The organism is Arthrobacter sp. YN (assembly GCF_002224285.1).
Classification (GTDB): domain Bacteria; phylum Actinomycetota; class Actinomycetes; order Actinomycetales; family Micrococcaceae; genus Arthrobacter.
Genome location: NZ_CP022436.1, coordinates 2117886 through 2141238, shown reverse-complemented (window position 1 = coordinate 2141238; position 23353 = coordinate 2117886). Strand labels below are relative to the sequence as shown.

General features: G+C 62.0%; 14 protein-coding genes, 1 tRNA gene and 1 pseudogene. 2 read left to right on the top strand and 14 right to left on the bottom strand.

All coding sequences use genetic code 11. The features are described from left to right. Positions 1 to 660: 660 nt before the first annotated feature. Positions 661 to 4560 carry a hypothetical protein gene (locus tag CGK93_RS09710; RefSeq protein WP_332460088.1) on the bottom strand — a complete coding sequence of 1300 codons (3900 nt, stop codon included), beginning with the start codon at positions 4558 to 4560 and terminating at the stop codon, positions 661 to 663. A 642-nt stretch (positions 4561 to 5202) separates the two neighbouring features. After that, complete coding sequence (locus tag CGK93_RS09700) at positions 5203 to 5829, bottom strand: hypothetical protein (RefSeq protein ID WP_089594635.1); 627 nt, start codon at positions 5827 to 5829, stop codon at positions 5203 to 5205. 195 nt (positions 5830 to 6024) lie between these two features. On the opposite strand from CGK93_RS09700, the gene CGK93_RS09695 reads away from it, so the two are divergent. Continuing rightward, on the top strand, positions 6025 to 6288 hold the full coding sequence (locus CGK93_RS09695; protein ID WP_157731689.1) for a DNA-binding protein: 264 nt from the start codon (positions 6025 to 6027) through the stop codon (positions 6286 to 6288). 25 nt (positions 6289 to 6313) lie between these two features. Here CGK93_RS09695 and CGK93_RS09690 read toward each other — a convergent pair whose 3' ends face one another. Beyond that, a complete protein-coding gene (locus CGK93_RS09690; RefSeq protein ID WP_089594633.1) occupies positions 6314 to 7444 on the bottom strand; it encodes a tyrosine-type recombinase/integrase in 1131 nt (376 codons plus the stop codon). Positions 7445 to 7530: 86 nt separating this feature from the next. Continuing rightward, positions 7531 to 7612, bottom strand: a tRNA-Leu gene (locus CGK93_RS09685). A gap of 198 nt (positions 7613 to 7810) precedes the next feature. Here CGK93_RS09685 and CGK93_RS09680 point away from each other — a divergent pair. Further along, positions 7811 to 8416 carry an ANTAR domain-containing response regulator gene (locus CGK93_RS09680; RefSeq protein WP_026540371.1) on the top strand — a complete coding sequence of 202 codons (606 nt, stop codon included), beginning with the start codon at positions 7811 to 7813 and terminating at the stop codon, positions 8414 to 8416. A 131-nt stretch (positions 8417 to 8547) separates the two neighbouring features. Here CGK93_RS09680 and pyk read toward each other — a convergent pair whose 3' ends face one another. From pyk to CGK93_RS09630, 10 genes and pseudogenes are all read right to left on the bottom strand, one after another. Further along, positions 8548 to 10041, bottom strand: a complete 1494-nt coding sequence (gene pyk / locus CGK93_RS09675; RefSeq protein ID WP_089594632.1) for a pyruvate kinase — start codon at positions 10039 to 10041, stop codon at positions 8548 to 8550. Positions 10042 to 10095: 54 nt separating this feature from the next. After that, positions 10096 to 11553, bottom strand: coding sequence for a glutamate synthase subunit beta (locus CGK93_RS09670; protein ID WP_089594631.1), 1458 nt, complete (start codon positions 11551 to 11553; stop codon positions 10096 to 10098). Continuing rightward, positions 11546 to 16158 (bottom strand): annotated as a pseudogene (gene gltB / locus CGK93_RS09665) (glutamate synthase large subunit). Before gltB ends, CGK93_RS09670 begins: the two are co-directional and overlap by 8 nt. Positions 16159 to 16417: 259 nt before the next feature. Then, a complete protein-coding gene (gene lgt, locus CGK93_RS09660) occupies positions 16418 to 17572 on the bottom strand; it encodes a prolipoprotein diacylglyceryl transferase (RefSeq protein WP_089594630.1) in 1155 nt (384 codons plus the stop codon). 20 nt (positions 17573 to 17592) lie between these two features. Then, a complete protein-coding gene (gene trpA / locus CGK93_RS09655) occupies positions 17593 to 18405 on the bottom strand; it encodes a tryptophan synthase subunit alpha (RefSeq protein ID WP_089594629.1) in 813 nt (270 codons plus the stop codon). Then, positions 18405 to 19781, bottom strand: a complete 1377-nt coding sequence (gene trpB / locus CGK93_RS09650; RefSeq protein ID WP_089594628.1) for a tryptophan synthase subunit beta — start codon at positions 19779 to 19781, stop codon at positions 18405 to 18407. The genes trpA and trpB overlap by 1 nt, the downstream gene beginning before the upstream one ends. Positions 19782 to 19895: 114 nt before the next feature. Next, the gene (trpC, locus tag CGK93_RS09645; RefSeq protein ID WP_198318401.1) at positions 19896 to 20714 is read right to left on the bottom strand and encodes an indole-3-glycerol phosphate synthase TrpC; all 819 of its coding nucleotides are present in this window, start codon (positions 20712 to 20714) and stop codon (positions 19896 to 19898) included. A 2-nt stretch (positions 20715 to 20716) separates the two neighbouring features. After that, positions 20717 to 20989: an HGxxPAAW family protein gene (locus CGK93_RS09640; RefSeq protein ID WP_089594626.1), complete on the bottom strand. Its 273-nt coding sequence runs from the start codon at positions 20987 to 20989 to the stop codon at positions 20717 to 20719. A gap of 131 nt (positions 20990 to 21120) precedes the next feature. Further along, entirely contained in the window at positions 21121 to 21726 is a 606-nt protein-coding gene (locus CGK93_RS09635) for a Trp biosynthesis-associated membrane protein (protein WP_089594625.1), read from the bottom strand. After that, positions 21723 to 23306, bottom strand: coding sequence for an anthranilate synthase component I (locus CGK93_RS09630; protein WP_089594624.1), 1584 nt, complete (start codon positions 23304 to 23306; stop codon positions 21723 to 21725). Before CGK93_RS09630 ends, CGK93_RS09635 begins: the two co-directional genes overlap by 4 nt. Positions 23307 to 23353 lie beyond the last annotated feature (47 nt).

The window sequence follows — 23353 nt, the reverse complement described above, 5'->3', positions numbered from 1 at the left end:
TATCGGTAGATACGGAAGCCGTTAAGTCTCCATGACCAGCTAGAAGAAATTCACACTCAGGCGCTTCACGGGAAGCCGGACCCTTGGCTTTGTCCAAAACTGCGTTCAGGACGCTCTCGAGATGCTTTGCAAACTGATGGAGATCAAGGGTGCGAAGTGCCGAGCCATTGTACGAACGCGTAGTGGCGACAGCCTGAAACACCAACGGCAGTGCCCGCCAGGTGCTTCCCGCGAAGGCAAGGACTGCATCATCGCGGCCCACGTCGAAAATCTTCGCGCAAGCGTCCCAATGCTCACCGCCCCAAGACGACTGTCACTTGCAACAACCAATTCCGAAAGTGGCCCCACCTGACGTTCCCAAGCAATAACTGTTGTGACATGGCGATACTATCTAACTGGTCAAATTCTAGGATTCAGACGTGCCTAATTACCGCTGTGGATAAAATTCTCGTAGTCTCATGGGTCCGGTTCAAAAAGACAGGAACCCACGAGATTTTCGGACTTTCCCTAGTTCGGTTTTGCCGATTCATCAACGTGGTGAGCATGCCTGTCGCACTCCCCCCGCCTGCGACTGTGGCTGACGATTGCGACGCCATTCCTCAGCAGCCAGCCCCAGTATGGACGGCAGAAATGCTGCCCGTCTTACGAATGAAGCGTCCACTAGGAATTGGACGCGTGATCATGCATTTGTGCAATGCGCCCATCTGCGCCCTCAAAATCATCCTCGACGTCCTCGAGGACGGCTGTCATACCGTAGACCACCGCAGCAGCGGCGCTCTCCTCTGCCGCCTTGTTAGTGTCAAGGACAATGAGGCTTTGCAAGCCTGCGATCTCTCCCCACCCCGCTCGGCCCTCTTCCACGGCAGCCTTGGCAATAGACAAATCCTCGATGACCGCTGAGCCGACGATTGTCAACACGTTGTTGAGTGCAGAAACATACTCCGTTCCAGCATGCGCCGACGTGAGTTCATCGAGTTGCGCTTTAACTTCGGCTAGACTCGCCAGCGATTCTTGTAGAACCCTGCCTTCCACGTCGGGGACCATAGCACTTCCGCGGATCACGATGAGTGTGGCGATCGATGAGAGACGACGAGCCAGCTGAAGATAAGTGACATAGGGATGTGAAATCGGTGCCGCAGCGAGTGAATCCGCGAACGCGGAAGGCGCCTCGCGGTTACCAAGTGGGAGAACCCCATCGTGTGCGACCTGGAAGATCGTCGCACGCGGATGCCCATCGGGCAACCGAAGTCCGATCCAAATGCGGCGGTCCGGTTGTTCACGAGCATCCCGCGCAGCATCCGCGAGGGCAGTGACGGCATTCAAATGAGCGAAGACGCTTTTCCCTTCCACCGTGATCGCTAGGTCTCCGGGTGTCCAACTCATCATCGTGTGGTCGGACCAGCTCGGGGCGACCGTGACGGCGAACCCCGAGCCAGTGAGCGCATGTCGCATTCGCGCCGCCTCTCTCCGGAGGGCCGCGGAGGAGCGTTCTGTGGCAACAGCGGCCGCAGCCATAATCCTTGCACTTCCAGTGTGTCGGCCAGCGGCGGCGCGCATGGATGCACGGACTTGGGAGTCCGCTCCTGCGCTGGCGGATGCGATCATACGTAGGTGGCGGAGAGAGTCGAGCAACTGAGCGCAGTTCGGTGGATCGGGGAGGTAGCGGTATCGATCCAGTTCGATCATTGTGCCGACCTTTTGGATGAGGTTGTCGAGTGTGCCGACTGTCAGGATGGGGCGGCGCTCGGCGACGGGAGCCCGGGCAAGGTTCGGAATGACGTGCAGGAGCAGCGAGCGCACGACAGTGACTGGGTTGCTTTCAACGGGGTAGTCGCCGAGCGCGCCAGGCACCTCGTCCGTGTAACCCTCGTCAGCCGGAGCGTCCAACTCTGAAAGCAGTGCCGTTGCCGACTGGAACCGGCGCACAATCGCTTGTGCCACGGCTCGATCGCCGAGGTGGGCGATCGTGACCTCGGGGAGCAGATCGACTACGGCCCCGAGCGCTTCGGCCTCAGCCGCGAGCTTGAATGTCAGCGTGCCCGCGCCATATTTGCGGGCAAGGGCGCGAGCTTGGGCTCTATTTTCGGAGACTTCAAGACTGTGGGGCAGATTTTCCCGCGGAATTGCTTTGTCCACGAGCGGGTAGCCGCCGAACTTGACCAAACGTCCGAGGGCATCGACGGCACCTACTTTCGCTATCCTCGCTGTGGGGGCGAGAGCGAGGGCGAGCCGGCAGACTTCGACGACCGATTCGTTCTGATCCGGTTGTAGTTCCTCATCGATGAAGATCCAGCTGCCTGCAACACCGTCCTCCGTGCGGTCAAGCGCCGCTAGCCACGGCGTTTCTGTTGCGATCCTGCGCAAAAGAAATTGTTCGCCGCCAGCTGCCGTGACGGCGCGTTCTGCCAGTTCGGGTGCCGCTCGGCGCAACGCTTCCGTGACGTCGGCTGCGTATTGCAGCGCCCATACCGCTAGTCGGCCGCCGATTGCGTCCGCCGCGGCTTCAAAGGCTGTGGCGTCATAACCGCGAAGTACGGTGATGGCTTGTAAAAGGAGATGCGTTGCATCGTCATAGTAGACCGCAGCGGTCACGAGTTCTTGGACTAGCTTCGCGTCGATCTTTCGCCACAGGGGTTGAAGATCCGGATCGGTCGGGACACTGCGGAGCCGCTCGACGGCAGCGACAATCTCAGGCTTGAAGAGCTGGTCAGTGTCGTAGCGGGGCTGGGTGCGGGACAACGAGAACGCAGTAACTGCGTTGCCTGCATCAACGCCACATTCGTCGAGGATTCGTTTCCAATCGTCGGCCCGCCTGCGCAGCCCGTCGGCACGGAAAGCCGTCGCGACCGCTACGAGCGTCTCGAGCTCGTGATCGCGTGAGACGCGCTCGGTTGCGGCTTGGATCATCATGGCCGAGTCGGCCCCGGATTCCAGTGCGCGTCGGAGGAATCGTGCCAGTTCGGTGCTGGGCACGAGTGCGACGACGCGCCGGAGGCTCTCCCGCTGTCCGAACGGGTGGGCCGCGCAGGCGAGCGCGGACGAGCGGGTTTCGTGCAGCGGTCGTAAGAGACTGCCCGAGTCCTCGATGACAAGGTGCTCGTCGATGAGGCGACGGCTGGCTGCAGTGAATGCTCCAGGATCGGCATCCAGAGCCAATTGGAGCGCATAGGCGGGGACAGCAACACCGTATTGGTTAGCACAAGATGCAAGGCGGAGAATCTCAAGCTCAAGGTACCGACTCTGGTCGGCTTCGCGTGCCCGGACTTGTGCAGCGACGACGACATCGAGGTTCTCGCCTTCAGTGAGCAGAGTGACATACTCCAGGAGGAGGCCGCCTGCGCGCTCGGCTGGCTCCCGCCATCCGGCCCAAGCGGTGAGATCGTGGGCCCGGTAGTTGCGCCACAGCTGCTCCGCGAAGGCTTCGTCCAGCATGGGCGTTATAGTGGCGATGGATGACAGCAATGGAACCGGGAAGCGGTCCTCCTCGCGTATCGAAACAAGCGTGATCACGTTCGGCAGATCCGCGAGGCGGCGCAGGAGCCGGTCGAGTAGGGCAGGATCATGGCGCCCCGCGTCATCAATCACTACTCCGACCGGAGCATAGGCGCTCGGTCGCAGGGACTCAATGCGCGCAACGAGCAGAGCAACAGCATCACGACCCGTGCGCCCCGAGGGTGTCAGCGAGTGAACTTGTTGCCAGCGATAAGAGGTGCGAGTTTGGTGAACGGCGATGTAGGCGAGCGCGCTCTTGCCACTACCACTCGGCCCGCTGATGACCGCCAGGCGGCGCGCCTCGGCGACTTCGATCACCTGCCGTGTTAGGTCAGGACGGGGCACGAGCATGCCGGTAGCGACATGAGGAGCACCCACGTGCGCGCCCTGCCGTACGTCCGATCCGTCGCCCGGCGTTCCCCAATCAATGGCCCCACAGACCCCGAGCGCCCTTGCCTCATCGAGCAGTTCCAGGTCGACGGTCGCGAGGATGTGGTCTACGAGAGCATCGATTCCGGAAACTTCGACAACTGCACGGTTTGTCGCATCGCGATCGGCGTTCGCGTTGCTGGTCTCTCCGATCTGCGTGCAAACCGCAGATACGACGACTTCGGCCAGCGACTCTGGAATGCTACGGGCTGCAGCGACGATACCGATCGCTTGAGCCTTGGGATCCGGGCACACAGCAACAGAAATGGAGGCAGCAAATGATGCTGTCGCTTGGTCATCTCCGAAGGAGACTGTATCCAACTCGCAGGACAGCTGCGGCCCGAGGGTCGAACCCGACCGCTGGGCGCTTTCCCACCTAGTAACCGGTATGCCGGTGACCGGACGCTCAAGCAGCAGGATTGTCGCAGGTGGAAGCCCAGCATCGCGGCGCTTCATCCAAGCCGCAGCAACGGAGCGCAGATGTTTGCGCAGTTCTGTCGCCGGGAACTCGCCTGCGGTCTCGCGCCGCGACTTAACTTGAATGAAATGCGACCCGGTGCGGGACTGCACGGAAATGTCGTCGTACCCCTCCGGGGTCACCACCGCAGTCATCTCGCCCTCACTCCACAGACTCAGCACAATAAGGGCCGCAATGAGATCCTGATAACGGAACCCGCGCCCGGCGCGGGCCCCAGACCTTGAAGCAGCCCATAAATCGGCCTGAGGTTCGGTCGCCGAGGCTGACAACCCCGACTCGGCCGACCGTGATCGACCTTGGCCGCCGAGGCGCTGCTGGACCTGGCGCCTTCGGCGCGCTTCAGCATTTGAACGATCAGAACTTCGACGAGTCACGTCTGGATGCTATCGGAAATTTCGGGCCGACTTTGGAGGCCCCAAGCCAGGGGCCTCCGCTCGGCCCCGTTCAGCGGAACCAGCATGTTGACCAGTCGGTGGCTCGACAAATTTCGATCCACATGGTCAGCGTCACTGTGAATCGCAAAGTGCGCTTCAAACGCGAGGCTTGTTGCTTGTTCATTCTGGAGCTTGATTGTCTGGCTCTTGATCATCAAGAGGACTGCGGAACGTCTCCGCCTGCGCCCACAGGCATGGAGCGGGAGCCATTACGAATAAAGTTGTGGGGAACTCACGGCCGGCAAACGTACCCAACCAGGTCAGTGCCGCCGCGCAGAACTTCACTGACTACTGTTACGGATCCACCGAACTGGCGCGGAAGCAGGATGGACACTTTTCGACGGCGGCAACCGAAATGCGCGGTCGATACTAAGAACCATCCTTGTCAAGGTTTCCGACCGCAGCCCAGAACCATGAATAGTATTCGTTGACGAGATCCGTATAGTCGTCAACGATTCGGCCCAGATTGACCATGGGTACTTCTTGTAAATAGCGCTCTGCCGCTGGCTTCCATCCCCTGCAATCTAGAAGGCTCTTAGAAGATATGTGCAGAATCGAGCTCATTTGATATGGGCTGACACTCTGCTCCACCGTCATCTCCATGTAAGGGACGTTATAGTGAACAACATAGTTCCTAAGGCCTTGAAGGATCTGAGCGGGCACGCTCTCCCCTAGAGCAGCGACTCGCTCCTGCTGTAAGGCACGGAACGCGGCCCCGGTATTCTTCCTCACGTAAATCCGGCTGACCGCAATCAAAGTGGCGACAACAGCCACGTAGTTGTGGAGCCTTACGTACAGCTCACCGAAGTACTCTTCTTGCTGGGGGCCAGGTTCAAACACAACACTACGCAGGTTGGCATCGTTCGAAGGTCTCTGGATGACATCCCGTAACTCGGTCGCGTCTATCTGAAGCCCCTCATGAATCAGCCTCAGATAGACCCAAGGACGCTTGTCACGATCATCAGCGGGTTCTGCTGGCCAGGAATCGATACTCACGGAACCTATAGTGCGCCGAAACTCCGGAGTTTTCCATGACAGCCCACCGGCCATGGATCGCTGAAGTTGAGCTGGTCCACCAGATACACTGCTGAGCTGGACCACCGGCACGGCGGAGGCCCATCCACCGATCATGTTCCTTGTGTGAAATCAGACGATGAAATGTCAAGCAAGATTGGCCAAGATCGGATGGACATGGACCTGGAATTCTTCGAACCTGCCGAAGCTGCAGCACTCATGCGCTGCAGTGAAGGTTGGCTGCGTGATGGCGCCGCCGCCGGTCGCTTCCCTCACGCGTGCTGGGGCAAGGGAAAGATCGTCTTTACGTCAGAGCACATCGCGGAGATAGCCAGGCTGAGTGAGATCCTGCCCGGCGCCCACCGGGCGCCGGGCACAGGCAGCGCCACAACCAGCACCCGGCTCATCGGTAATAGGGCCCGCAACCGGATGGCTTCTTAGGCACGGCCAAGAAGAAGCAACAGGGTCAGCGCATAAACGCCGTCACCGAACGCTCTGTAGCATCCGCCCCAGCCTGCAAGGCTTCCGGCATGAGGTGCCCATAAACGCCCTCTGTAGTCCGCGTTGACGCATGCCCCAACCGTCGCGAGATCGTAAAGATAGGGACGCCGTCCTGAATCAGCCACGACGCATGTGTGTGCCGTAGATCGTGAATTCGTGGATTCTTCCTCAGGCCGCGATCCTGCGCTGCCTTGACCGCCGGCATCCAATAGTGGTGCCAGTACAGCTTGTGCACAATCCGCTCACCTTTGGGTGTTGTGAAAAGCAGGTCGCCACCAAGGCGCCCGGCCACCAACGGGATCAGCAAATCCACAAGCGCGGGGTTCAATCCAATGGACCTCTTCCCAGCGCCCGTCTTCGTCGGCCCGATATAGAACTGGTTCTGACCATCCCGCTTCCACGCCTTATTAATCCGGGCGGTCGCCGGTTTGCCCAGCAAATCGATGTCCGCAACGGTCAGCGCCGTCGCTTCCCCAAAGCGCGTCCCTGTCATCACCAGGAAGTTGGTGAAGTCCGTATACCGCTCCCCCATGCCGTCCATGATCAGTCCGAACTCCGCATGGGTGAGGAACATCATTTCGTCCTCGGCCTTATCGACGCTAGGAAGCTGTACCCCACGGCACGGATTGCGCGTGATGTACCCCAGCATCTCCGCGGTATTCATCGACGCGGAGATCAGACCGTGCACATTCTTGATCGTCTTCGGTGAGCGCCCCTTGGCCATCATCGACTTCACCCAATAGGCAATCATCCGATAATCCAACTTGTCGACGGGGACGTGGCCAATGACCTTCTTCACATGGAGATCAAGCATCGTCTGATAGGTCTTGACGGTCCCGCTCGACGGCCGGATCAGGAGGTCGATGTGCTCCTGAATTACTTCCCCAACCGTGGGTATCTTCGCCCTGTTGTCCAGAAGTGCCTGCTGGGCGATCTCAAATGATTGACCGTTCGCATCGAGCAACCGCTTGAGCGTTTCAGCCTCATGCGCGGAGTCGACAGTGATGCCCTGCTGCTTCCGGATCTTGGGGTCGCGCCAGACCACCATGAAGGACGAAGAGCCGTCCTTTTTGACGCGTTTCCGGATACTAGCCACATAAAAATGCTAGTTCCATGTCAACAGATTTGGGGGTTTTGTCAACAGTCAGGGGCCATTTAGGCCCCTGACCTGCGACAACACAGTGCCCGAGGTGGGACTCGAACCCACACACCTTTCGATACCGCATTTTGAGTGCGGCGCGTCTGCCAATTCCGCCACTCGGGCGCGGATTACCGGGAAGTTAAATCTCGCTGACTGCTCTCATTTCTGTGAGCAACGCGATCCTTTCCCAGCACGCGAAACTACTCTACATGCAGATAGGCTGATTCAAAGAACCGGGCGCGCGAGTGCAACAAAATCATGCTCCGCATCGGTCCCCACTAAGATGGACATGAACCCGCCGAACCTTTTCAAGGAGATCCCGTGACCGAACAGACGGAGTCCACACCCACAGCCCAGCCGGCCCGACGCGTTGTCGTAGCCGAGGATGAGACCCTCATCCGCCTGGACATTATCGAGATTTTGAAGGGCGAGGGGTACGACGTCGTCGGCGAGGCAGACAACGGCGAGAAAGCTGTGCAGCTGGCCGAAGAGCTCAAGCCTGACCTTGTCCTCATGGACGTGAAGATGCCCGTGATGGACGGGATTTCGGCGGCTGAGAAGATCGTCAAGGCACGCATCGCGCCTGTTGTCCTGCTGACTGCTTTCAGCCAGAAGGAACTGGTGGAGCGGGCACGCGACGCCGGTGCCATGGCTTATGTCGTCAAGCCGTTCTCCCCCGCGGACCTGATCCCGGCCATTGAGATTGCTCTCTCCCGCCACGAGGAAATCAAGGCGCTTGAGAACGAGGTTTCCGACCTCCAGGAGCAGTTCGCCACGCGCAAGCTTGTAGAGCGCGCCAAGAGCCTCCTGACCACCAAGATGGGCCTGACGGAGCCAGAAGCCTTCCGCTGGATCCAGAAGACCTCCATGGACCGTCGCCTCAGCATGCGTGAGGTTGCAGAAACCATCATCAACCAGGTCAACTAACGCAAGAACCACAACAACGACGGCGGCCGCTCACCTCACCCGAGGCGGGCGGCCGCCGTCGTACTTAACAAGCGAAACAAAAATGCAGGCCCCACCAAACGGAGGGGCCTGCATTCAAGAAACCGAAGAAACTAGCTCTTGGTCTTGGACTTCTTTTCGGGCCACGGGCCAACAGGTTCCTTGCGGGAACCGTCGTCAACCTTGGAGGTATCGGCGAGATCGCCCACCTTGTGGACCTTCAGGGAGTTCGTGGAACCGGCCTGTCCTGGAGGGGAACCGGCAGCGATGACAACCAGGTCGCCTTCGTCCACAAGATCCATTTCCAGCAGGCTCTTGTCCACCTGTGCGGTCATCTCGTCGGTGTGGCCCACGGAGGGAACCAAGACCGGCTGGATGCCCCACGTCAGGGCGAGCTGGTTCCACACGTGCTCCACAGGGGTGAAGGCGAACACCGGCTTGACGGGGCGAAGACGCGAGAGGCGTCGTGCCGAGTCGCCCGACTGGGTGAAAGTACAGATGTACTTGGCATCCAGCTGATCCGCGATTTCGACGGCGGCACGGGTGATGGCGCCACCGCGGGTCTTGGGCTTGGTGCCCAGCGGGGGGACGCGCTCGAGGCCGTGAACTTCGGTGGACTCGATGATCCGGGCCATGACCTTGACGGTTTCGATGGGGTACTGGCCCACGGAGGTTTCGCCGGAAAGCATGACCGCATCGGCGCCGTCGAGCACTGCGTTGGCGCAGTCTGAAGCCTCGGCACGCGTCGGACGCGGGTTGTCGATCATGGATTCCAGGACCTGGGTGGCCACGATGACCGGCTTGGCCCAGCGACGTGCCAGTTCAATGGCACGCTTCTGGACGATCGGCACCTCTTCGAGCGGCAGTTCAACGCCGAGGTCGCCACGGGCGACCATGATGGCATCGAAGGCGTCGATGATTTCGTGGAGCTGCTCCACTGCCTGAGGCTTCTCGATCTTCGCGATCACCGGAACACGGCGGCCTTCTTCGTCCATGATCTCGTGGACGCGCTTGATGTCTGAGGCATCACGCACGAAGGAGAGGGCGATGAGGTCGGCGCCGCGCTTGAGGGCCCAACGGAGGTCGTCCTCGTCCTTTTCGCTCAAGGCAGGGACGTTGACGGCAACACCGGGCAGATTAATGCCCTTGTTGTTGGAAACCTTGCCACCAACGGTCACAGTGGCAACTACCTTGACGTCGTCAACCTCGATGGCACGCATGGCCACCTTGCCGTCGTCGATCAGGAGGGCATCGCCCACGTTGACGTCTTCAGTGAGGCTCTTGAGCGTGGTGGAGCAGATGTCCTTGGTGCCGGGGACGTCTTCGGTGGTGATGGTAAAGGTGTCGCCGACTGCCAGCTCGTGGGGTCCGTCAACAAAACGGCCAAGACGGATCTTGGGTCCCTGGAGGTCGGCCATGATCGCAACGGGTTTGCCCAGCTGCGCCGCAGCCTTGCGGACGTTTTCGTAGGTGATGTCATGCACGGAGTAGTCGCCGTGGCTCATGTTCATGCGAGCAACGTCGACGCCGGCCTCCAGCACCGCGAGGGTGTTGTCGAAGCTGGAGATAGCCGGGCCGAAAGTTGCCACAATTTTTGCGCGTCTCATATACCTACCCTAAGTAGTTCATGCTGATTGAGTAAAAGGTTGTTCCTGCCGGCGCTATAAGACCGCTATCGCCCGGTCGGTGGGGGCGACCGGTGCCGGGAGAATGGTGCTTCCCATCAGGAACTTGTCCACTGCGGCCGCACATGCACGGCCTTCCGCAATGGCCCACACAATCAGTGACTGGCCACGTCCGGCATCGCCGGCAACAAACACGCCCTCGGTGTTCGTCATGTAGTAGCCGTCGCGGGCAACGTTGCCCCGACCGTCGAACTCTGCGCTGACCTGCTCCGTGATTCCTGCCGGCTCAGCGCCGGTAAAGCCAAGGCTCAGGAAGACAAGGTCAGCTGGGATGATCCGTTCTGTACCGGCCTTGGGCAGGCGTTTGCCGTCCACGAACTCGGTTTCAGCAACTTTGACGCCGGTGAGTTTGCCGTTTTCTCCAACAAACTCAACGGTTGAGGCAAGGTAGGTACGCTCGCCGCCTTCTTCGTGGGCGCTGGCGACCTCGAACAGGGTGGGGAACGTCGGCCACGGCTGGTGTCCCGCACGTTCCGACGGCGGCTGCTTGCCGATCGCGAGCGTGGTCACCGAAGCGGCCTGGTGGCGGTGGGCGGTGCCGATGCAGTCAGCACCGGTATCGCCACCACCCAGGATGACAACGTGCTTGCCGCGGGCATCGATGTGGTTTTCGGGGTTCTCCCCTGCCACCATACGGTTTGACGGAACCAGGTAATCCATGGCGAAATGGACGCCCTCGAGGTCGCGGCCCGGGATAGGCAGGTCACGCGGCACGGTAGCACCGGTGGCGACTACGACGGCGTCGTAACGGCGACGCAACTGCTCCCACGTGACGTCCGTACCGACGGCGACTCCGGTCCGGAAGCGGGTGCCTTCGGCCTTCATCTGCTCCAGGCGGCGGTCAACCTGTTCCTTCTCCATTTTGAAGTCGGGGATGCCGTAGCGGAGCAGTCCGCCAATCTTGTCGTCGCGTTCATAGACAGCCACGGTGTGGCCAACACGGGTCAGCTGCTGTGCCACAGCCAAGCCTGCCGGTCCGGAACCCACCACGGCCACTGTCTTGCCGGTGAGGCGTGTCGGCGGAAGCGGCTGGACCCAGTCGTTGTCGAACGCCTGGTCGATGATCGAAACCTCAACCTGCTTGATGGTCACTGCAGGCTGGTTGATGCCCAGCACGCAGGACGCTTCGCAGGGTGCAGGGCACAGGCGGCCCGTGAATTCCGGGAAGTTGTTCGTGGCGTGGAGGCGCTCAATCGCTTCTTCACCCTTGTCCCGCCACACGAGGTCATTCCATTCGGGAATGAGGTTGCCCAAGGGGCAGCCCTGGTGGCAGAACGGGACACCGCAGTCCATGCAGCGGCCGGCCTGGCTCTTCAGGACGCCCTTCTCCTGGGCTTCGTACACTTCTTTCCAGTCCATGATGCGGACGGAAACGGGACGGCGTGGCTGCGTTTCGCGCTGCCGGACTTTCAGAAATCCGCGTGGATCAGCCACCGGTTACCTCCAGGATTCGAGACCATACTTCTTCGCCATCGGGGTCAAGGCCCTCTTCGATGGCGTCGAGACGGGTTTGCAGGACTGCTGCGTAGTCGCGGGGCAGCACTTTGGTGATGCGGGCGGCGGTGTCGTCGAAGTTCTCGAGCAGACGGCCGGCCAGGACGGATTCGGTTTCCTCAACGTGCTTGGTGAGCAGGCCGTGGACGATGTCGCGGTCCTCGGCGTCGAGCTCCAGAAGCTGGAGTTCGCCGGTGTCGAGGGCCATCTTGTTGACACGCTCAGGCTGGAGGTCCAGCACGTAGGCCGTACCACCTGACATGCCGGCGCCGAAGTTGCGGCCGGTGCGGCCGATGATGAGAGTCTGGCCACCGGTCATGTACTCGCACCCGTGATCGCCAATACCTTCGACGACGGCGGTAGCGCCGGAGTTGCGGACCAGGAAGCGTTCGCCCACCTGGCCACGCAGGAACATCTCGCCGCTGGTGGCACCGTAGCCGATGACGTTGCCGGCGATGACGTTGCGCTCAGCCTGGAACACGTTGGTGCGGTCGGGGCGGACGATGATGCGGCCGCCGGAGAGACCCTTGCCGACGTAGTCGTTGGAATCGCCGAACATCCGCAGCGTGATGCCTGCGGGCAGGAACGCCCCGAGCGACTGGCCTGCGGTTCCGTTGAGTGTGACGTCGATGGTGTCGGTCGCCAGGACATCGATGCCGAACGTCTTGGTCACCACATGGCCCAGCATCGTACCCACGGAACGGTCCGTGTTGATGACGTCCAGGGTGATCTTGACGGGCATGCGGTCGCTGAGGGCTTCCTGTGCCATGGTGATCAGGCGCTGGTCAAAGTGCTTGTCCAGCTCGTGGTTCTGGCCGGTCATGTTGCGCAGCGGCACGTCGTCGTCGAACTCCAGCCCGTGCAGGATGGGATCGAGGTCCAGCCCTTCGGCCTTCCAGTGGTTGATCGCTTCGCGGGTGTCCAGCACCTCGGCGTGACCGATGGCTTCTTCCAGGCTGCGGAAACCGAGCTCTGCAAGGATTTCGCGGACTTCTTCTGCGAGGAACTCGAAGAAGTTGACCACGAACTCGGGCTTGCCGTTGAACCGGGAGCGGAGCTCGGGGTTCTGGGTGGCAACACCAACGGGACAGGTGTCCAGGTGGCAAACGCGCATCATGATGCAGCCTGAAACCACCAGCGGAGCAGTCGCGAAACCGTATTCCTCGCCACCCAGCAGGGCAGCAATGACAACGTCGCGGCCGGTCTTGAGCTGGCCATCCACCTGAACCACCACGCGGTCACGGAGACCGTTGAGCATGAGGGTTTGCTGGGTCTCGGCCAGGCCGAGTTCCCACGGCACGCCCGCGTGCTTCAGCGAGTTCAGCGGCGAGGCGCCGGTACCGCCGTCGTGACCTGAAACAAGCACGACGTCGGCCTTCGCCTTGGTGACGCCGGACGCCACTGTGCCGATCCCGACTTCCGAAACCAGCTTCACATGCACACGGGCCGAAGGGTTGGCGCGCTTGGCATCGTAGATGAGCTGTGCGAGGTCTTCGATCGAGTAGATGTCGTGGTGCGGGGGCGGGGAAATGAGTCCGACTCCGGGAGTCGAGTGACGCGTCCGGGCTACCCAGGGGTAGACCTTCTGGGCCATCAGCTGGCCACCTTCGCCGGGCTTGGCACCCTGGGCCATCTTGATCTGGATGTCGTCGGCGTTGGTCAGGTACAGGCTGGTGACGCCGAAGCGGCCGGAAGCGATCTGCTTGATGGCAGAGCGGCGCTCCGGATCCAGCAGGCGGTCAACGTCCTCGCCACCTTCACCGGTGTTGGACTTGGCGCCCAAACGGTTCATGGCAATGGCGAGGGTCTCGTGCGCTTCCTTGGAGATGGAGCCGTAGCTCATCGCGCCAGTGGAGAACCGCTTGACGATGCTGGAGACCGGCTCCACTTCCTCGAGCGGAACCGCAGGGCGTACGCCGTCCTTGAACTTCAGGAGCCCACGCAGGGTCATCAGGTTCTCGGACTGATCGTCAATGCCCTTGGTGTAGGACTTGAAGATGTCATAGCGGCGTTCGCGGGTAGCGTGCTGCAGGCGGAACACCGTCTCGGGGTTGAAGAGGTGCGGTTCACCGTCGCGGCGCCACTGGTACTCGCCACCTCCAAGCAAAGGCTGGTGCGGGTGCTCGATGCCACCCTCCGGGTAGGCCATCTGGTGGCGTGCCGAAACTTCCGCTGCGATGACATCAAGGCCGACGCCACCCAGCTGGGAGTGCGTGCCGGAGAAGAATTCGTCCACGAGTTCCTGGGACAGGCCCAGTGCCTCGAAGGTCTGGGCGCCGGTGTAGGAAGCCACCGTGGAGATACCCATCTTGGACATGATCTTCAGGACACCCTTGCCGAGGCCCTTGATGAGGTTGTAGACACCGTCCTCGGCCGTGACGCCTGTGACGTCGCCGTTGGAGATCAGCTGTTCCACCGATTCCATGGCCAGGTACGGGTTGACGGCGGAAGCACCGTAGCCGATGAGTACCGCCACGTGGTGCGTCTCGCGTACGTCGCCGGCCTCAACCACCAGCGCGGTCTTGGTGCGGTTGGCGCTGCGCAGCAGGTGGTGGTGGACGGCGCTGACCAGCAGGAGCGAGGGAATCGGTGCCCACTGGGCGTTCGAGTCACGGTCGGACAGCACCACGTACTGCACACCGCGGTTGATGGCTCCGGAGACCTGTTCGCAGATCTCGGTCAGGCGTGCACGAAGTGCCGCTTCTCCACCCTCGGGGCGGTAAAGGCCGCGGACCTTCATGGCGATGCGGTCGCCGTCGGGGTTTCGATGTTCGCGATCTTGGCGAGCTGATCGTTGTTGATCACGGGGAACGGCAGGGAGATCTGCGGTTGGCGGACCTGCTTGCCGTCCAAAAGGTTGCCGTTGGGGCCGATGGCGCACTTCAGGGAGGTGACCAACTCTTCGCGGATGGCATCCAGCGGCGGGTTGGTGACCTGGGCGAAGGACTGCACAAAGTAGTCGAACAGCAGGCGCGGGCGCTTGGAAAGGACAGCAACGGGAGTGTCGGAGCCCATGGCGCCCAGGGGCTCCGCACCGGTGCGGGACATCGGTCCGAGGAGGATCTTGAGTTCTTCGGTGGTGTACCCGAACGTGCGCTGGCGGATGTTGACCGACGCAGCAGTGTGGACCACGTGCTCGCGCTCAGGGAGCTCGTTGATGTCGATCAGGTTGTCCTTGAGCCATTCGGCCCACGGGTTGGCAGCGGCTACCTCGGCCTTGACCTCGGCGTCGTCAATGATGCGGCCGGCTTCGGTGTCCACCAGGAACATCTTGCCGGGGGCGACGCGGCCCTTCTTGACCACGTTGGAAGGCTCTACCTCGATCACGCCAACTTCGGAGGCGAAGATAATGAGGCCGTCTTCGGTGATCCAGTAGCGTCCGGGGCGCAGGCCGTTGCGGTCAAGCGTTGCGCCAACGAGGTTGCCGTCGGTGAACGAGACTGCAGCCGGACCATCCCACGGCTCCATGAGCAGTGAGTGGTACTCGTAGAAAGCGCGGCGGGCAGGATCCATGGTGGCGTGGTTCTCCCACGCTTCCGGGATCATCATCATGATGGAGTGCGTGATGGGACGCCCGGACAGCCACAGGAGCTCGGCAACCTCGTCGAAGGAAGCGGAGTCCGAGGCACCGGGGGTGCAGATCGGGTACAGCTCTTCGGGAATGGAGCCCAACAGCGGGCTGGCCAGCTGCGACTGGCGCGCACGCATCCAGTTGCGGTTGCCCTTGACGGTGTTGATTTCGCCGTTGTGCGCGATGGTGCGGAAAGGCTGCGCCAAGGGCCACGACGGGAACGTGTTCGTGGAGAAGCGCGAGTGGACGATCGCGAGCTTGGTCTTGAAACGCTGGTCCGAGAGGTCCGGATAGAACGGTTCCAGCTGGGCAGTGGTCAACATGCCCTTGTACACAATGGTGCGCGAGGACAGCGACGGGAAGTACACGCCGAACTTGTTCTGGGCACGCTTGCGGATACGCCAGGCGCGGGAGTCCAGCTCGTTGTGCTCCAACTGCTCGCCGGTGGCGGAGGCGAAGAACGGCTGCGAGAAGTACGGCATACAGGCCCGTGCCATGGCGCCTACGAGGTCAGCGACCACGGGAACCTCACGCCAGCCGAGGACCGTCAGGCCCTCATCAGCGGCAAGGGCTTCTATTCCGGCCTTCGCCGTCTCCGCCTCGCGGGACTCAGCAGGAAGGAAGGCAGTGCCCACCACGTACTGGCCGGGTGCAGGCAGTTCGAATTCTGTGACGGCCCTGAAGAACTCATCCGGAACCTGCATGAGCAGGCCCGCACCGTCGCCAGTACCTTCGTCGGCGCCCACGGCGCCGCGGTGTTCGAGATTGCGGAGGGCGGTCAGAGCCGCTTCCACGATGTCGTATCCCGGTTCCCCGCGGAGCGTGGCAATAATGGCCAGGCCGCAGGCGTCCTTCTCCGTATCAGGGTTGTAAAGACCCTGGGCCTCCGGGAGCGCGGCAAAGCGCTTGAATGGAGACATGGCACCCTGAGGTTCGATATTTTCGGACCAACCGGGGTTATGAAGATGGGTCATGGGAGACGTCCTTCCTCGAGATCGTGCGTATGGAAGGGACAACGTTGGCCCCACCTTGCCTGCCCTGTGACGGGCACAACAAAGCGCTAGTAATTGGAATTGTAGGCCAGCCGATCCAGCGCAACGAACAGTTACGCAGACCTCTGGCCCCGGCTTGACCAGTGAACATCGGTATGCTGCGGTCCGGTTTCCGGGGTGCCACGACGCTGTGGACTGGGCCCTACGAGCGGTGACTCTGTTGCCCCTTTACCGAACGTGACTACTTGGTGTCGTCAGCCTTCGGCGTGGATCCGGGGGCCTTCCTTGCGGCAGTTGCAGCAGATGTGGAATCAGTGGCGGACGTGGTGTCCTTTTCCGGCTTCCCTGCTGTTTCCTGCGGCTCGTCAACGTGGCCCGAATCGCTTTGGTTATCAGGGAGATTACCACGCGAACCAGTATCTGAGACAGATGCGTCCACATCATGACTGGTGACGCTCGTCACCGGAATCGCCTCTTTTTCGGCCTTCTCTTCCGGCTCGCGCCCCGCCAAATATGGTGTGTCGGGCACCGGACGTCCCCGTCGGCCGAGGATGAAGAAGATGGCCAGCGCGGCAATGAAGACAAAGATGCTGGTCCACACATTGAGCCTGGTGGTAATGCCAAACAGGTTGATCTGTTCAGCATCATCGATGCGCAATGCCTCGATCCACACACGGCCCAGGGTGTAGTACACCGCGTAGAGCCAGAAGAGCCGTCCCCACCGGAAGTTGAACTTCTTGTCCAGCAGCAGCAGGATGGCCACGCCCGCCAGGTTCCACAGCATCTCATAGAGGAACGTGGGGTGGAACAGCGTACCTGCAGCCATATCCGGCGGGAAGTTCGCGTTGGCTGGGTCAATCTCCAGTCCCCAAGGCAGGGTGGTCGGCGCACCAAAGAGTTCCTGGTTGAACCAGTTCCCCAAACGGCCGATTGCCTGGGCCAGCAGGAGTCCGGGCGCTGCTGCGTCCAGGAAAGCCGTCAGTTTGACGCCTGCCCGGCGGCAACCAATCCATGCGCCTACAGCACCCAGGATGACGGCACCCCAAATGCCCAGTCCGCCTCGCTGTATCTGCGGAATCAGCGAGAGGTCCCCGGTACCGTCAAAGCCCGGGCCGAAGTACGCGTCAGGCGAGGAGAACACGTGGTAGAGCCGGCCACCGATGATGCCGAAAGGAATTGCCCAGATGGCAATGTCCCACAGGCTGCCTTCGGGAGCGCCACGGCGCTTCCATCGGGCCGAGGTCAGCCACAGGCCAACGATGATGCCCGCCAGGATGCAGAGGGCGTAAGCGTGGATACGCAACGTCCCCCACGGCAGCGGAATGTCGAAACCGGACCACGACGGGCTCGGGATACTCATAGGGACCATTGCCGCTGCGTGGAGGACGGTCTGCATTCGCTTCGCTGTTTCCTTTTCTAGGCTTCTGCAGCTGCGCGGCCCAGGCCGGCGCTGAGGTTCTTGGTGAGTTGCCCGACTGCGTCCACGCCGCCATCGCGGAGAGCCGCAACCAAGGCGGTTCCAACGATCACGCCGTCAGCGTAGGCAGCAATTTCGCGGACGTGGTCCGGGTTGGACACGCCCAAACCGACGCACACGCGCTCGGCTCCGGCAGCGTGGGCCCGGGCCACCACGTCTTCAGCACTGCTGCTGACGGAGGTGCGCGTTCCGGTGACGCCCATGATCGAGACAGCGTAGACGAATCCACGGCTTGCCTTGACGGTCATGTCCAGTCGTTCCGGGGTGGATGAAGGTGCCACAAGGAACACCCGGTCCAAGCCGTACTTATCCGAGGCCTCGAACCACTCATGAGCCTCGTCAGGGACCAAATCGGGGGTGATAAGTCCTGCTCCCCCGGCTTCAGCCAGGCGACGGGAGAATTCATCGACGCCCATGCGCATGACGGGGTTCCAGTAGGTCATGACCAGCACGGCCGCATCGGTAGCGGCGGTGATGCCGGCAACAACGTCAAAAACGTTGGTGACACGGAATCCGTTGGCGATCGCCTCGGTGGTGGCAGCCTGGATGACCGGGCCGTCCATCACGGGATCGGAGTACGGGATGCCGATTTCGATGAGGTCAGCGCCATTGCGGGCCAAGGCGATGCCCGCCTCGATGCTCTCCTGGACCGTGGGGTACCCCGCGGGGAGGTAGCCCACCAGGGCGGCGCGGCCTTCTGCCTTGGCACGATCGATGGCGGCAGCGGATTTGCTGGCGAATTCTTCAGTCATCAGTTCTGGTCCTCGTTGACATCCACGGCAGCATCGGACGTGCGCTCGGTGGGGCCCTTGGGCTTACGCGTAGACAACGTAGTGCCCTTGACGTGTCCTTCTTCATCCAACATGTTGAACCAGGCCGCGGCTGTCTCCACGTCCTTGTCTCCACGACCGGACAGGTTCACAATCACAGTGACGTCGGAAGGGTTTTCCTTGCCTTCGGTCAACCGATGGCCGATCTTGATGGCGCCGGCCAAGGCGTGCGAGGACTCGATGGCAGGAATGATGCCCTCGGTCCGGCACAGGAGGCTGAAGGCATCCATGGCTTCGGTATCCGTGACCGCCTCGTACGTGACGCGCCCGATGTCGGCAAGGTACGAGTGCTCCGGACCGACGCTGGGGTAGTCCAGGCCCGCCGAGATGGAGTGGGACTCGATGGTCTGGCCGTCTTCGTCCTGCATGAGATAGGAACGGGCGCCGTGAAGGACGCCGGGACGGCCCAGGGAGATCGCAGCCGCGTGACGGCCGGTCTCGACACCTTCTCCGCCCGCTTCAAAGCCGTAGATCTTCACGGATGCGTCGTCAAGGAAAGCGTGGAACAGGCCGATCGCGTTGGACCCACCACCGATACATGCGGCAATGGCGTCGGGGAGCTTGCCCGTCTGCTCCAGGATCTGGCCGCGGGCTTCCTCGCCGATGACTTCGTGGAAGTAGCGGACCATGGCCGGGAACGGGTGTGCCCCGGCTGCGGTACCCAGAAGGTAGTGGGTGTGTTCCACGTTCGAGACCCAGTCGCGCAAGGCGTCATTGATGGCGTCCTTGAGCGTCTGGGAACCGTTGGTCACGGGCACCACCGTGGCCCCGAGCAGCTGCATGCGGGCCACGTTCAGGGCCTGGCGCCGGCAATCCTCGGCACCCATGTAGACCACACATTCCAGGCCCAGCAGGGCTGCTGCCGTCGCACTGGCCACGCCGTGCTGGCCGGCACCGGTTTCGGCGATGACACGGGTTTTGCCCATGCGCTTGGCGAGCAGTGCCTGGCCCAGGACGTTGTTGATCTTGTGGGAACCGGTGTGGTTCAGGTCTTCGCGCTTGAGGAAGATGCGCGCTCCCCCTGCGTGCTCGGAGAAGCGTTTGGCTTCGGTGAGCAGGGAAGGCCTGCCGGAGTAGTTTTTGTTGAGGTCCTTGAGCTGAGCGATGAAATCGGGGTCAGCTTTGGCTTTCTCGAAGGTGTCCTGGACTTCGTCGAGGGCGGCGATGAGGGACTCGGGCATCCAGCGTCCGCCGTAGTTGCCGAAGTAGGGCCCGGAGGCGTTGCGCAGCGAAGGGCCACCTTGCAGGAATGCGTCAGCCGCATTCTCTTCTGAGCCGGCTGTTGGCGCGTCGACCATCAGTCTCACCGTCCTGTTCCAGTTAGTTCATTGGGTAGTTCCACGTGCCACAAGGCAGCCGCAGGCTCAAGCCCGGGCTGCCTTGCGACTGTTCGCCGTGATTCAGTGACTGCCTCAGTTCCTGACGGCGATGGCGGCAGCTCCAGCTGCCTTGAATTCGGTGATGCGTTCGCGCGGCGTGGAGTCGCTGACCAGCGCCTCCCCCACCAGGATGGCGTTGGCGCCGCCCGCGGCGTAATGCGAAACATCGTCCGCACCCCTGACGCCCGACTCGGCGACGATGACGGCCTCGGCAGGAATCAATCCAGCCAGGGAACCGAAAACCGAGCGGTCGACGTCGAGCGTCTTGAGGTTGCGGACATTGATGCCGATGATCTTGGCCTGCGCCGCGACGGCGCGTTCGATCTCTTCCTCGGTGTGGGTTTCCACCAGCACGTTCATGCCGAGCTCGTGGCTCAGCGCGCTGAATTCCGCCAGCTCCGCGTCCGACAGCGCCGCGACAATAAGCAGGATGAGGTCGGCGCCGTGGGCACGGGCTTCCCAGATCTGGTACTCGTCCACCGTGAAGTCCTTGCGCAGCAAGGGAACATCGACGGCGGCGCGGACGGCATCGAGGTCGGCCAGCGAGCCGCCGAAACGGCGCTGTTCGGTCAGGACGCTGATGACGGAAGCTCCGCCGTCGGCATACTGCACCGCCAGGGAAGCTGGATCCGCGATGGGGGCGAGGTCGCCCTTGGAAGGGCTGCGACGCTTGATTTCTGCGATGACTTTGAGGTCGTTGCGGACAGATGAGGGACCGCCCAGGGCGGCCCATGCATCGTGGGCCGGGGCGGCACCTGCGGCGCGGTCCTTCAGCTCCGCAAGGGAAACGAGACGGCTGCGCGTCTCCATCTCCTCCTTGACGCCAACAATGATGTCATCAAGAACGGTCACGATTAGTGGCCGTTGTTCTGCAGCTTGCTGCCGCCAACTCCGTAGCCCGCCTTGCGCATGACGAAGCCCACGATGAGGCCGATGACCATGACAACCAGTCCGCCGACGAAGATCGGCGTGTTGGCGATGACGAACGCGATGGAAGAAATCAGGGCACCGACCAGCATCACAAGTACGCAGGTCCAGGCAGCCGGGCTGTTTCCGTGGCCGATGGCGTCAGCGTGGCTGGCCATGGTGGATTCAGCTTGGTTTGCGGACACTGTGGTTTTGCTCATGTGAAATCTCCTCAGGATGAATACTGCTTACATTCTGCCATTTATTGGCGGTGTCCGGGACATCGTCCGACGTCAGGACAGGCGTGTGGGCTTTTGTTGCGCCGCACCTGCCCGGAAGCCCCTATGGTTGCCTACGTAGGGTCCTCACCACGCGACAGGCTGTCCCAGCTGTCAATCTCGTCCACCGGTTCGTTGCTGCTCTTCCGTCCCCGTCCGCCGGCGTCGTACTTGGTCCGCGAGGTCCAATGGCGGCCGGCCAAGGGCAAGGCAACAGCGCAAAGGGCCAGCAGGGCACCCGCCACAATGGCTACCACCGGGAATGCCGTGGACGCAGCGTCAGCCTGTCCGCCGGAGACGCCTGTTGCGGCCGCAATGGCCCCTTGGGCGGCACCCAGCGGGTCAAGCAGAACGGTGATTGCGGCAAGGATGATCCCGGCCGCTGACAGGACGATGAGGAGCGCGATGATCCAGCGCGCGATTTTTCCGGCGATGGACGCTGCCAGTCCGCCGGCCAAGGCGACCACCGCGAGTGCGGTAACCGCGGTGGCTGCCTTGCTGCCTTGGACGTGGAGGTCGCTGTTGGACGCTCCGGTGGGATCCAGCCGGACCTCGATCCAGGTCTGCGTGGTGGCGCCGAATACCGCCAGGGCAAGGATGGTGGTGGCGAGAACCACGGTGGATTTGCGTGCCCAGCGCGGCGGCTGCCTGACGGGAGACGCTGACGGTGCCGTGCTCATGAGGCGGAAGTCCCGTCGTCGTGGATGTCTGCAGTTCCTACCGTCTCTGCGGAGATGTTCTGCAACGATCCCGCCGTGTGGACGGCCCGAAGGGGCGCGGCCGCCTTGTTGACCGTCTCCAGCGCTTCGGATGGCTTGTGCGAATCGGCCACGATTCCACCACCGGCCTGGACGTAGGCGCGGCCCTCCCGGAGCAGGGCTGACCGGATGGCAATCGCCATGTCCATGTCACCGGCGAAGTCCAGGTAACCCACCACGCCGCCGTAGATGCCACGCCGGTGGGGTTCCAGTTCGTCGAGCAGTCGCAGCGCACGGGGCTTGGGAGCACCGGACAGCGTGCCCGCCGGGAACGTTGCCTTGAGGACGTCGTAGGCCTTGGCCTGGGGGGCGAGCTCCCCCACCACGGTGGACACCAGGTGCATGATGTGGCTGAACCGCTCCACTTCCATGAACTGCGTGACGTCCACCGTTCCTGCCACACAGACCTTCGACAGATCGTTGCGCGACAGGTCCACCAGCATCAGGTGCTCTGCCCGCTCCTTCTGGTCGGCCAGCAGCTCTGTTGCCAGTGCCTTGTCTGCCTCAACGGTCTTCCCACGGGGGCGCGAACCGGCAATGGGGTGGGTGATGACTTCCTGCCCGGTCACCGTGACCAAAGCCTCCGGCGACGACCCCACAATCGAGTACTCGCGGCCGTCCGCATCCTCCAGGCTGAAGAGATACATGTACGGGCTCGGGTTGGTGTTGCGCAGGACGCGGTAAACATCCAAGGGATCCGCAGCGCACTCCATCTCGAAGCGCCGGGAAATCACCACCTGGAAAACCTCGCCGTCAACAATGGCTTCCTTGCCGCGGTCGATCGCCTCCAGATACTTGGCTTCATCCCACCGCTCCTGCACGCTGGACGCGAAGTCCAGGGCGGCGGTTTCCAGCACGGAGACCGGCTGGGCCACAGGGGTGCTGATCTGGTCCAGCAAACCCTTCACCCGGGCGACGGCGTCATGCCAGGCGTCGTCCACGCGCTCGGAGCTGTCGTCGAAGTTGATGGCGTTGGCAATCAGGAGGACGGTGCCGTCCATGTTGTCGTGGACAGCCATGTCCGTGACCAGGTTAAGGGCCATCTCAGGCAGGTGCAGGTCGTCTTCGGGCGGAGACGTCAGCCGCTCCCAGTGACGGACAGCTTCCCACCCGAGGAAGCCCACCAAACCGGATGTGAACGGCGGCAACCCATCGAAGCGGTCAGTTTGGAGTGCCGCAATGGTGTCCCGAACCGCGTCAACGGGGTTGCCCGAGACGGGAACCCCCACGGGCGGCTCACCAATCCAGTGGGCCTGTCCGTCTTTGGTGGTCAGCGTGGCACGGGACTTGGAGCCGATGAAGGAGTAGCGCGACCACGCGCCGCCAACCGCCGCGGATTCCAGGAGGAATGTTCCGGGCTGGCCCTTGGCTAGCTTTCGGTACAAGCCAATGGGAGTCTCGGCGTCTGCCAGGACCTTGAGTCGGACAGGGATGACACGGCTGTGGACGGCGAGTTCGCGGAACTCTTCCAGGCCCGGGCTGATGATTCCAAGGTCCTGCATGGCTATGTTCTCCGCCTTTTGTCTGAGGTGGTGCGTCAGTGGAAAGT